The sequence below is a fragment of the Pseudomonas sp. NFACC56-3 genome, assembly GCF_900100025.1.
Taxonomy (GTDB): Bacteria; Pseudomonadota; Gammaproteobacteria; order Pseudomonadales; family Pseudomonadaceae; genus Aquipseudomonas; species Aquipseudomonas fluorescens_AA.
The window spans coordinates 367,921-379,975 of sequence record NZ_FMTK01000003.1; the positions used below are offsets into that span (position 1 = coordinate 367,921).

Annotated in this window: 8 protein-coding genes; 2 read left to right on the forward strand and 6 right to left on the reverse strand. The window is 61.6% G+C overall.

Annotation, left to right across the window (positions count from 1 at the left end; all coding sequences use genetic code 11):
* Nucleotides 1-182: 182 nt before the first annotated feature.
* On the reverse strand, nucleotides 183-497 hold the full coding sequence (locus tag BLO80_RS06965) for an SCP2 sterol-binding domain-containing protein (RefSeq protein ID WP_092327486.1): 315 nt from the start codon (nucleotides 495-497) through the stop codon (nucleotides 183-185).
* Nucleotides 498-548: 51 nt separating this feature from the next.
* On the reverse strand, nucleotides 549-1,259 hold the full coding sequence (locus tag BLO80_RS06970) for a histidine phosphatase family protein (RefSeq protein ID WP_092327488.1): 711 nt from the start codon (nucleotides 1,257-1,259) through the stop codon (nucleotides 549-551).
* Between the two features lie 226 nt (nucleotides 1,260-1,485).
* On the opposite strand from BLO80_RS06970, the gene sohB reads away from it, so the two are divergent.
* The gene (gene sohB / locus BLO80_RS06975) at nucleotides 1,486-2,517 is read left to right on the forward strand and encodes a protease SohB (RefSeq protein WP_072405184.1); all 1,032 of its coding nucleotides are present in this window, start codon (nucleotides 1,486-1,488) and stop codon (nucleotides 2,515-2,517) included.
* Nucleotides 2,518-2,762: 245 nt separating this feature from the next.
* Here sohB and BLO80_RS06980 read toward each other — a convergent pair whose 3' ends face one another.
* The 4 genes from BLO80_RS06980 to metH form a co-directional block, all read right to left on the reverse strand.
* Nucleotides 2,763-3,257 carry a DUF934 domain-containing protein gene (locus BLO80_RS06980; protein WP_092327489.1) on the reverse strand — a complete coding sequence of 165 codons (495 nt, stop codon included), beginning with the start codon at nucleotides 3,255-3,257 and terminating at the stop codon, nucleotides 2,763-2,765.
* On the reverse strand, nucleotides 3,241-4,899 hold the full coding sequence (locus tag BLO80_RS06985; RefSeq protein WP_092170368.1) for a nitrite/sulfite reductase: 1,659 nt from the start codon (nucleotides 4,897-4,899) through the stop codon (nucleotides 3,241-3,243). The genes BLO80_RS06980 and BLO80_RS06985 overlap by 17 nt, the downstream gene beginning before the upstream one ends.
* Nucleotides 4,900-5,445: 546 nt before the next feature.
* Nucleotides 5,446-5,664, reverse strand: coding sequence for a DUF2970 domain-containing protein (locus tag BLO80_RS06990; RefSeq protein ID WP_092255470.1), 219 nt, complete (start codon nucleotides 5,662-5,664; stop codon nucleotides 5,446-5,448).
* Nucleotides 5,665-5,804: 140 nt separating this feature from the next.
* The gene (metH, locus tag BLO80_RS06995) at nucleotides 5,805-9,515 is read right to left on the reverse strand and encodes a methionine synthase (protein WP_092327491.1); all 3,711 of its coding nucleotides are present in this window, start codon (nucleotides 9,513-9,515) and stop codon (nucleotides 5,805-5,807) included.
* Between the two features lie 155 nt (nucleotides 9,516-9,670).
* On the opposite strand from metH, the gene BLO80_RS07000 reads away from it, so the two are divergent.
* Entirely contained in the window at nucleotides 9,671-11,962 is a 2,292-nt protein-coding gene (locus tag BLO80_RS07000) for a fatty acid cis/trans isomerase (RefSeq protein ID WP_092327492.1), read from the forward strand.
* The last annotated feature ends 93 nt before the right edge of the window (nucleotides 11,963-12,055 follow it).

The window sequence follows — 12,055 nt, forward strand, 5'->3', positions numbered from 1 at the left end:
TCCCGATGAGCCGTCCCTGGCCTTGATGGAAGCGCTACGTTAGCGGTTGAAGGAGGAGCGGGAACTGACAGGGGTCAAGGTTGTGTACGGTGGGGAATCAGGGAGGGGTAAAAACACGAATCCCGCCATGGGGGCGGGATTCGTTGGCAATCAAAAGGCTCGCGAGAGGTGCGAACTCAATCTCAGGCTGGGAACAGCTCGGACAGTTTCATGGCCAGCATCATGTCGCCTTCGGTGCGCAGCTTGCCGCCCATGAACGCTTGCATGCCGTCGGTGCTGCCGTCGACGATGCCTTGCAGGGTTTCGCCGTCCATCACCAGGGTCACCTGGGCGTCCGGGTTTTCACCTTCCTGCAGTTCGCAGGTGCTGTCCTTGACGATCAGCGAGAAATGCTTGGATTCATCGATGCGGAAACCGAATACCAGGTCCAGGCCGGCAGCGGCGGCTGGGTTGAACTTGGCTTTCATGGCTTGTACGGCGTCGGCTACGGTGGTCATGGTTTCGATCCTTATTTGGGTGGTACAGCAAGGGTCTACAGTAATCCGGACTCAGCGAAAGGTGATGAGGTCCGGGGCCTTCAACAGCTGCAGGTGGGCATGGCTGTTGAAGGAAGCCAGGGCCACCTCGCGGCCCCTGAATTTCAGGTGGTTGAGCGAGGTGTTGACGATTTGCCAGTTCAGTTCGAAGGCCTGTCGGGCCGGTATCCGGGTGATCAGGTGGAGCAGGGCGGTGATGGTGCCGCCGGAGGTGAACACGGCGATCTTGTGGGTGTTGTCGGCTTCCTCCAGGATGCGCTGCAGGCCCGCCTGGACCCGCTCGACGAAACCCAGCCAGCTTTCGAGACCGGGCGGGTCATACTGGCCGCTCAGCCAGCGCTCGACGATCAGCACGAAGATACGCTGGAATTCGGCGCGGTTCTGCGCGGCGTTGCGCAGGATATGCACCGCCTCGGGTTCCTGGGGGAGCATGTCCGGCAACAGGGCGCGAATGACCGCGTCGGCATCGAACTCGTTGAACGCCGGGTCGATTTCCAATTCGGGGACCGGCATGCCGGCGGCGGACATCTGGCCCAGCGCACCGACGGCGGTATCCTGTTGGCGCCGCAGGTCACCCGAGAGGCAGCGGTCGAATACGACACCAAGCTGGGCGAGGTGGTCGCCGAGCACTTGCGCCTGGCGTACGCCATTGGGCGAGAGGACATCGTAGTCGTCCGCACCAAAGGAGGCCTGGCCATGTCGAATCAGATAGATACTGCCCACGTCCGCGTCATCCCGGTACGTTGAAGGTTTGGCGAGGTTATGGGGATGGCGGTGAGCTGTCAATGAAAAAACATACGCTTGTTTGAAATGCCCGTTGCAGCCTTGTCCTGCCTGGCTCGCGTCAAGGTAACCATAGGTTTCTTGGCTGGTCGCGACGCAGGCGCATGGGTATGCTGGGACTGTCACGCGCCTGCGTTCAATGGCGCATCGCATTTAAGGAGTTGCTGTGGAGTTTTTCATCGAGTACGCCGGTTTCCTGGCCAAGACCGTGACGCTGGTGATCGCCATCCTGGTGGTGCTGGCCAGTTTTGCTGCGCTGCGCAGCAAGGGGCGGCGCAAGTCGGCCGGCCAGTTGCAGGTGAGCAAACTCAACGATTTCTACAAGGGGTTGCGTGAGCGCCTGGAACAGACGTTGCTGGACAAGGACCAGCTCAAGGCCTTGCGCAAGGCCGAAGGCAAGGCAGAAAAGGCCGGGAAGAAAAACAAGGACAAGCCGGCGGCCAAGCCCCGGGTGTTCGTGCTGGACTTCGACGGTGACATCAAGGCCTCGGCCACTGAGAGCCTGCGTCATGAAATCACCGCGCTGCTGACCCTGGCGACGCCGAAGGATGAAGTGGTGCTGCGCCTGGAAAGTGGCGGCGGCATGGTCCACAGCTATGGCCTGGCCTCGTCGCAACTGGCGCGGATCCGTCAGGCTGGCGTGCCGCTGACCGTCTGCATCGACAAGGTGGCGGCCAGCGGCGGTTACATGATGGCGTGCATCGGCGAGAAGATCATCAGCGCTCCCTTTGCGATCCTGGGCTCCATTGGCGTCGTCGCGCAATTGCCCAACGTCAACCGTCTGCTGAAGAAACATGACATCGATTTCGAAGTGTTGACGGCCGGCGAATACAAACGCACGTTGACGGTGTTCGGCGAAAATACCGAGAAGGGCCGGGAGAAGTTCCAGGAAGACCTGGACATCACCCATGAACTGTTCAAGAACTTCGTGTCCAACTATCGCCCGCAACTGGCCATCGATGAAGTGGCGACGGGTGAGGTCTGGCTGGGTGTCGCGGCGCTGGGCAAGCATCTGGTGGACGAGCTGAAAACCAGCGACGAGTACCTGGCCGAACGGGCCAAGGGTGCCGAGCTGTACCATCTGCACTACGCCGAACGTAAAAGCCTGCAGGAACGCATTGGCATGGCGGCCAGCGGTTCGGTGGATCGGGTGCTGCTCAGTTGGTGGAGCCGCCTGACCCAGCAACGGTTCTGGTAATTGCAGAAATAATGCCTACCCCCCTGTGGGAGCGAGCTTGCTCGCGATAGCGACGGCACATCCAGCATGGATGCAAGCTGACCCAGCGCTATCGCGAGCAAGCTCGCTCCCACAGGGGTTCTGAGGTGTGCTGAAGCTTCGGGTTCACAGTTATCCCTTCGTGGGAGTGAGGTGGATTCAAGACCCCAAAACAAAAAAAGCCCTGAACCGGCACACCCGGATCAGGGCTTTTTCATGGGGCTGTTTCAGCGACGGCGGAACAGTGGCAGCGGCTCGTCAGTGGCAGCCTGGTAGGTCACCGAGAAGTCCTTGAGGCTTTCGAGGGCTTCGTAGGGGTCTTTGTCGGCGCGCAAGGCAAAGGCGTCGAAACCGCAGCGGCGCATGTAGAACAACTGGTCGCGCAGCACGTCGCCAATCGCCCGCAACTCACCCTTGAAACCATAGCGTTCACGCAGCAGGCGGGCGTTGGAGTAGCTGCGCCCATCGGTGAAGGCCGGGAAGTTCAGGGCGATGACCTGCAACTGGTTGGCGTCTTCGCCGATTTCTTCCGCTTCCTCGTCGGCGTCCAGCCACACACCCAGGCCGCCGTCGCGGGCCTTGAGGGCGTGGGCATGATCGCGCCACAGGGCCAGTGGCACGATCAGGTCGTCGCAGTTGGAGATGCCATCGAGGGTCGCGTCCTTGGGCAACAGGTGCCAGGTTTCGTCGATGACCTCGTTGTTCTTAATGATTCGCTGCATAGACGCGTTCCTTGAAGAGGTCGATGCCGATACGTTGGTAAGTGTCGATGAAACGCTCGTCCGCAGTACGTTGTTCGATGTACACGTCGATCAGCTTCTCGATCACGTCAGGCATGTCATCCTGGGCAAACGACGGACCGAGGATCTTGCCCAGGCTGGCGTCGCGGCTGCCGCTGCCGCCCAGGGAGACCTGATAGAACTCTTCGCCTTTCTTGTCCACGCCCAGGATGCCGATGTGGCCGACGTGGTGGTGACCACAGGCGTTCATGCAGCCGGAAATATTCAGGTCCAGCTCGCCGATGTCGAACAGGTAGTCCAGGTCATCGAAACGACGCTGGATCGATTCGGCGATAGGGATCGACTTGGCGTTGGCCAGGGAGCAGAAGTCGCCGCCCGGGCAGCAGATCATGTCGGTCAGCAGGCCGATGTTCGGGGTGGCGAAACCTTGTTCGCGCAGCTCGCCCCACAGGGTGAACAACTGGCTCTGTTCAACGTCCGCCAGGATGATGTTCTGCTCGTGGGAGGTGCGCAGTTGGCCGAAGCTGTAGCGCTCGGCCAGGTCGGCCACGGCGTCCAGTTGCTTGTCGGTGATGTCGCCCGGTGCGACGCCGGTGGGTTTCAAGGACAGGGTCACCGCGACATAACCCGGCTTCTTATGGGCCAGGGTGTTGCGGGTGCGCCAGCGGGCGAAGCCCGGGTGTTCCTTGTCGAGGGCTGCCAGTTCGGCGTCCTGATTGCCCAGGGCCTTGTAGTCTGGATCGACGAAATGCTTGGCCACACGGTGGACTTCAGCTTCGGTCAGGGTGGTCTGGCCGCCACGCAGGTGAGCCATCTCGGCTTCGACCTTCTCGGCGAACACTTCAGGTGTCAGGGCCTTGACCAGGATCTTGATCCGCGCCTTGTACTTGTTGTCACGACGACCGTAGCGGTTGTACACCCGCAGGATGGCGTCGAGGTAGCTCAGCAGGTCCTGCCACGGCAAGAACTCGTTGATGAATGCGCCGACCACCGGGGTACGCCCCAGGCCGCCGCCCACGAGCACACGGAAGCCCAGCTCGCCGGCTGCGTTGTAGACCGTCTCCAGGCCGATGTCGTGGACTTCGATGGCCGCACGGTCCGAACTCGAACCGTTGATGGCGATCTTGAACTTGCGCGGCAGGTAGGCGAATTCCGGGTGGAACGTCGTCCACTGGCGAACGATTTCGCACCACGGCCGTGGGTCGATCAACTCGTCGGCCGCGACACCGGCGAACTGGTCGGTGGTGACGTTGCGCAGGCAGTTGCCGCTGGTCTGGATCGCGTGCATCTGCACGGTGGCCAGCTCGGCCAGGATCTCGGGCACGTCTTCCAGGGCCGGCCAGTTGTACTGGACGTTCTGCCGGGTACTGATGTGGGCATAGCCCTTGTCGTAGTCACGGGCAATTTGCGCCAGCTTGCGCACCTGGCGCGAAGTCAGCTGGCCATAAGGCACCGCCACACGCAGCATCGGGGCGAAGCGCTGGATATACAGGCCATTCTGCAAGCGCAGAGGGCGGAATTCTTCTTCGCTCAGCTCGCCTGCCAGATAGCGTCGGGTCTGATCACGGAACTGCTTGACGCGGTCCTCGATGATTCGCTGATCGTACTCGTCATATACGTACATATAAGTCTCGGTCTCAGGCTTGGGCCGATCAGAAACAGCTGCATGTTGGCTCGCTGGAATCGGGTTCTGCCTCGGCAATTCTGCGCGCACGGCCGCGCACTCCTAGAGGAGCCGGTGCAAGATACCTGTTTTGAGTTATGCGCAAAAGTGATGTTTGAATATATGTAAAGAACCAAATCGACTAATGAGATTGATTATTGCCTAACCCACATTTGTCGTACGGGCAATCATCGTCTTAACTATGGTCGAGTCCCTATGCAATCACCTACAAAACCGACAAGAGGCGATGCAATGAGTAATCCGACCAAAGCAAGGAAAAGCGACAGTACCGTTGATGCCTGGGCCATTTTGTTCCTGATTATCCTGGTGGTGGGCACCGCAGTGTTCTGGGTCAGTCACCAGTAAACGGTTTATCCATGGCGATGAAAACCCTGTGGGAGCGAGCTTGCTCGCGATAGCGGTGGTTCAGTCGGATTGATGTCGACTGGTAGACCGTTATCGCGAGCAAGCTCGCTCCCACAGGGTCATGTGTTGTGTTGGAGAGCGTTACAACCCCGCCAGGTGCACCACCAGCTTGACGATGCCAAACAGCGTCAAAGCGAAAATCACCGTGAACGTGATCCCCAGTATCACGAAGTGACTCGGCTTGCCGTGGGTGAAATCCCGGGCGCGGTTCTTGCCACTCTGTACGCCGAAAGCGGCGGCCAGCACGCTGTGCATCATCTGCAACAGGGTCGGCGGCTTGTTGTCGACTGGATCGTCCATAAATCCCTCGTCTGCCATGTGTGTGGGACAAGCATAGACAAAAAAGGATCGCAGGCTTCGCCAGCGCCTACGGGAACACACAAAACCTGTAGGAACTGGCGAAGCCTGCGATCTTTTAAGGGCGCTTATTTTAAGGGCGCTTAGTTGTCGTAACCCAGGTTCGGCGCCAGCCAACGCTCCGTCACACTTAAGTCCTGGCCTTTACGCGCGGTGTAGCTCTGGACCTGGTCCTTGTCGATCTTGCCCACGGCGAAGTATTGCGCCTGGGGATGGGCGAAATACCAGCCGCTGACCGCTGCCGCCGGGAACATGGCGTAGTGTTCGGTGAGGAACACGCCGCTGCGGCCGGCTTTCAGTTCGCTGGCTTCGGGGTCGAGCAGGCGGAACAAGGTGGCCTTCTCGGTGTGATCCGGGCAGGCCGGGTAGCCGGGGGCAGGGCGGATGCCGGTGTACTGCTCCTTGATCAGCGCCTCGTTGTCCAGGCTCTCGTCCCGGGCATAACCCCAGTATTCCTTGCGCACCTGCTGGTGCAGCCATTCGGCGCAGGCTTCGGCCAGGCGGTCGGCCAAGGCCTTGACCATGATCGAGTTGTAGTCGTCGCCCGCCTCCTGATAGGCCTTGGCGACTTCTTCGGCGCCAATGCCGGCGGTGGTAATGAAGCCGCCGACGTAGTCGGTCACGCCGCTGTCCTTGGGCGCGACGAAGTCGGCCAGGGAAAAGTTCGGCTTGCCGTCGGTCTTGATGATCTGCTGGCGCAAGTGATGCAGGCGCGCCAGTGGCTTGCCATCGTCGCCGTAGACTTCCAGATCGTCGTCATGCACCTGGTTGGCCGGCCAGAAGCCGAACACGGCGCGGGCACTGATGAGTTTCTCGTCGATCAGCTTGCGCAGCATCGCCCGGGCATCGGCGTACAGCGCGGTGGCGGCTTCGCCGACCACTTCGTCGGTGAGGATGCGCGGGTATTTGCCGGCCAGGTCCCAGGAGATGAAGAACGGTGTCCAGTCGATGTATTCGGCCAGGACGTTCAGGTCGATGTTGTCCAGCACCTTGGCGCCGGTGAAAGTCGGCTTGACCGGCTGGTAGCTGCTCCAGTCGAACTGTGGCTTTTTGGCCACGGCGGCGGGGTAGCTCAGGCGCTCGGTGCGGGCGCTGCGGTTGGCCGTGCGCTCGCGTACTTCGATGTAGTCCTGGCGGGTTTTCTCGACGAACGCCGGCTTGAGTTCCTTGGACAGCAACTGGGTCGCCACGCCCACGGCGCGGGAGGCGTCGGTGACGTAGATCACCGCGTCGTTGCTGTACTTGGGCTCGATCTTCACCGCCGTGTGGGCCTTGGAGGTGGTGGCGCCACCGATCATCAGCGGCAGATGGAAGTCCTGGCGCTGCATCTCCCGCGCCACATGCACCATCTCATCCAGGGACGGGGTGATCAGGCCGGACAGGCCGATGATGTCGCATTTCTGCTCCTTGGCCACCTGCAGGATCTTCTCCGCTGGCACCATCACGCCCAGGTCGACGATGTCATAGCCGTTGCAACCGAGCACCACGCCGACGATGTTCTTGCCGATGTCGTGGACATCGCCCTTGACCGTGGCCATCAGGATCTTGCCCTTGGCCTCCGGCTTGTCGCCTTTTTCCGCCTCGATGAACGGAATCAGGTGGGCCACGGCCTGCTTCATCACGCGGGCGGACTTGACCACTTGGGGCAGGAACATTTTGCCGGCCCCAAACAGGTCGCCGACGATGTTCATGCCGGCCATCAGCGGGCCTTCAATGACCTCGATCGGCCGGGCGAACGACAGTCGCGACTCTTCGGTGTCTTCGACGATGTGGGTGGTGATGCCCTTGACCAGCGCATGCTCCAGGCGCTTGTTCACTTCCCAGCCGCGCCATTCCTCGGTTTCCGCTTCCTTGACGCTGCCGTCGCCCTTGTACTTGTCGGCGATGGCGAGCAGGGCGTCGGTGCCTTCGGGGGTGCGGTTGAGGATCACGTCCTCCACGGCGTCACGCAGTTCCACCGGGATCTGGTCGTAGATTTCCAGTTGGCCGGCGTTGACGATGCCCATGGTCAGGCCCGCGCGGATCGCATACAGCAGGAACACCGAGTGGATCGCCTCGCGCACCGGGTTGTTGCCACGGAACGAGAACGACACGTTGGACACGCCACCCGAGGTCAACGCGTACGGCAGTTCGTCGCGGATGTAGGCACAGGCGTTGATGAAGTCCACGGCATAGTTGTTGTGCTCTTCGATACCGGTGGCGACGGCGAAGATGTTCGGGTCGAAGATGATGTCTTCCGGCGGGAAGCCGACTTCATTGACCAGGATGTCGTAGGAGCGCTTGCAGATTTCCTTCTTGCGCGCCTCGGTGTCGGCCTGGCCGGCTTCGTCGAAGGCCATCACCACCACGGCGGCGCCGTAGCGCTTGCACAGCTTGGCGTGGTGGATGAACTGCTCGACGCCTTCCTTCATGCTGATGGAGTTGACGATGCCCTTGCCCTGGATGCACTTGAGGCCGGCTTCGATCACTTCCCACTTGGAGGAGTCGATCATGATCGGCACGCGGGAAATGTCCGGTTCGCCGGCAATCAGATTGAGGAAGGTCACCATGGCCTTCTTCGAATCGAGCATGCCCTCGTCCATGTTGATGTCGATCACCTGGGCGCCGGCCTCGACCTGCTGCAGGGCCACTTCCAACGCTTCGGTGTAGTTGTCTTCGCGAATCAACCGGGCGAACTTGGCGGAACCGGTGATGTTGGTCCGCTCGCCGACATTGACGAACAAGGAGCTGCGATCGATGGTGAACGGTTCCAGGCCCGACAGGCGGCAAGCCCTCGGGATCTCTGGAATCTGCCGCGGTGCGTAGCCGGCCACGGCCTTGGCGATGGCTTCGATGTGCGCCGGGGTGGTGCCGCAGCAACCGCCGACAATGTTCAGGAAGCCGCTCTGGGCAAACTCTTCGATGACCTTGGCCGTCTCGGCCGGCAGTTCGTCGTATTCACCGAACTCGTTGGGCAGGCCGGCGTTGGGGTGGGCCGATACGTGGGTGCCGGCCTTGTTCGACAGCTCTTCCAGGTACGGGCGCAGTTCGCTGGCACCAAGGGCGCAGTTCAGGCCCACGGAGATCGGCTTGGCGTGGGCCACCGAGTTCCAGAAAGCTTCGGTGGTCTGGCCGGAGAGGGTGCGGCCGGAGGCGTCGGTGATGGTGCCGGAGATCATGATCGGCAGTTCGACGCCCAGTTCTTCGTAGACCCCTTGCACGGCGAAGATCGCCGCCTTGGCGTTCAGCGTGTCGAAGATGGTCTCGATCAGGATCAGGTCGGCGCCGCCTTCGATCAGGCCCTTGGTGGCTTCGGTGTAGTTCTCCACCAGTTCGTCGAAGGTCACGTTGCGGTAGCCGGGGTTGTTCACGTCCGGCGACAGCGAGCAGGTGCGGCTGGTCGGGCCGAGCACGCCGGCGACGAAGCGCGGTTTGTCCGGGGTCTCCAGGGTCTTGGCGTCGGCCACCTGGCGGGCCAGGCGCGCGCCTTCCAGGTTCAGCTCGTAGGCCAGGCCCTGCATGCCGTAGTCGGCCTGTGACACCTGGGTGGCGTTGAAGGTGTTGGTTTCCAGGATATCGGCGCCGGCATCCAGGTAGGCTTTTTCGATGGCAGCGATCACGTCGGGACGGCTGAGCACCAGCAAATCGTTGTTGCCCTTGACGTCGCTCGGCCAGTCGGCAAAACGCTTGCCGCGGTAGTCCTGTTCTTCCAGCTTGTAGCTCTGGATCATCGTGCCCATGCCGCCGTCGAGGATCAGGATGCGTTCCTTGAGGGCTTGCTGGAGAAGATAAAGGCGAGCGCTGCGATCGGACATAGGACTACCTGGAAAAAAAGACCATTACGAAGGTCGGGATGATAGCAAACCTGCGCAGGATTTGATCGTGAGGGGCTTTTGCATGAATATCGCTCATGTTTGCAAGGCGATGCTGGCCCGGTAGAATCGCCGGATTCTCCTTCAGGACCCGAGACATGCCGTACCGCGTCTTCTTCGGCAGTCTGTGGCTGCTGTTGTCTTTCAATGCAGTGGCCGGGGATCCCGTCCCAGCGCTGTCCTACACCCGCGATATCCAGCCGATCTTCACGGAAAAATGCGTGGCGTGTCATGCCTGCTACGACTCCGCCTGCCAATTGAACCTGGGCAGTGGCGAAGGCGTGGCCCGGGGCGCGAGCAAGCTCTCGGTGTATGACGGCGAGCGACGCCAGGCGGCCGAGCCGACGCGCTTGTTCTACGATGCCTCCGGCCAGCGCGCCTGGCAGCGCAAAGGCTTCTATTCGGTGCTCGACGCCCAAGGCAGCCAGGCGGCGTTGATGGCGCGGATGCTGGAACTGGGGCACCGTACGCCATTGCAGCCCAACGCCAAATTGCCGGAAGACATCGTGCTTGGGCTCAACCGTGACAACACCTGCCCGGTGCCGGGGCAGTTCGACGAATACGCCGCTGCGCATCCCCGCGAAGGCATGCCGCTGGCAGTCACCGGCCTGACCGACCAGCAATACCAGACCCTGCAGCGCTGGCTGGCCGCTGGCGCCCCCATCGACCAGCAGGCCTTGGCCCCGAGTGCCGCCGAAGCCTTGCAAGTGGTGCAATGGGAAAACCTGCTCAACGCCCCCGGTGCCCGGGAAAGCCTGGTGGGGCGCTGGTTGTTCGAGCACTGGTTCCTGGCGCATATCTATTTCAAGGACGGCGAGCCGGGGCATTTCTTCCAATGGGTGCGTTCGCGTACGCCCACCGGGCAGCCCATCGACCTGATCAACACCCGCCGCCCGAACGACGATCCCGGCACCCGCGTCTATTATCGGCTCTGGCCGGTGCAAGGGATGATCGTGCACAAGACCCACATCACCTACGGCTTGAGCGCGGCGAAGATGGCGCGGATCAAGAGCCTGTTCTACAGCGGCAAGTGGCAGGTCACCGCGTTGCCGGGCTACGGTCCGGAGCGCCGGGCCAACCCGTTTTCCACCTTTGAAGCGATCCCGGCCCAGGCCCGCTACCAATTCATGCTCGATAACGCCGAGTATTTCGTGCGGACGTTCATTCGCGGGCCGGTGTGCCGGGGCCAGATCGCCACGGACGTGATCCGCGACAATTTCTGGGCGCTGTTCCAGGCCCCCGAACACGACCTGTACATCACCGACCCGAACTACCGCGGCCAGGCCACGCCGCTGTTGGCGATGCCGGGGCAGAACGACGATGTGGGCAGCGTCCTCAGCCTGTGGCTCGATTACCGTGACAAGCGCAACGAGTACGAGGCCTTGCGCCGCGACAACTATGCCGAGCTGCCGGCTCCGAGCTGGTCGACGCTGTGGGCCGGCAACGACAACGCGCTGCTGAGCATTTTCCGGCATTTCGACAGCGCGTCGGTCACCAAGGGGCTGATCGGGGAGGTCCCGCAGACGATGTGGCTGTTCGACTTCCCGTTGCTGGAGCGTACCTATTATCAGTTGGCGGTGAATTTCGACGTGTTCGGCAACGTCTCCCACCAGGCCCAGACCCGGTTGTATTTCGATTTGATCCGCAACGGTGCGGAGCAGAACTTCCTGCGCCTGATGCCGGCCGACTCCCGGGAAGGCTACCTCGACGACTGGTACCAAGCCGGTGGCAAATTCAAGATGTGGCTCGATTATGAGGCCATCGACAATGACAAGCCGACCGCCCTCAAGCTTGACGAACGCGACCCCAAGGGTGATTTCGCCCGGCAACTGCTGGCCCGTTATGGCGAGCTGAACGCGCACCCCGATCCGATCAACCGCTGCGACGGTGCCTACTGCTCGCGCCCGAACATCGACCCGGCGCTGCAAAACGCCGAACAGGCCCTCAGTCGGCTGGTGTCGCGCCCAGCGGCGGGGCTCAAGGTGATCGACCAACTGCCGGAAGCGACCCTGTTGCGCATCGAAACCGCCAGCGGCCACCGTGAGGTCTACAGCCTGCTGCGCAACCGGGCCCACAGCAACGTGGCGTTCCTGCTGGGCGAGGAGACGCGCTACCAGCCGGGGCTGGATACGCTGACGGTCTACCCGGGCGTGCTCAGCAGCTATCCGAACTTCATGTTCAACATTCCGGCCGGGCAAGTGCCGGCATTCGTCGAGGCCATGGAGCGTGCCCAGGATGAGCCGGCGTTCGAGCGGATCGTCGAGCGCTGGGGAATTCGCCGCAGTCACCCGCAGTTCTGGTATTACTTCCATGACCTGAGCCAGTACATCCAGGAAACGGAGCCCGTGGAAAGCGGTGTGCTGGACATGAATCGCTACCAGAACCTCTGATCGGCCTGTCCGGCGGCAAACTCCCTGCCGTCGGACGCTTTCCTGACAAAAATACTAGGACTTTGTCCGGCGCGATGATTGGCGTAAACTGCC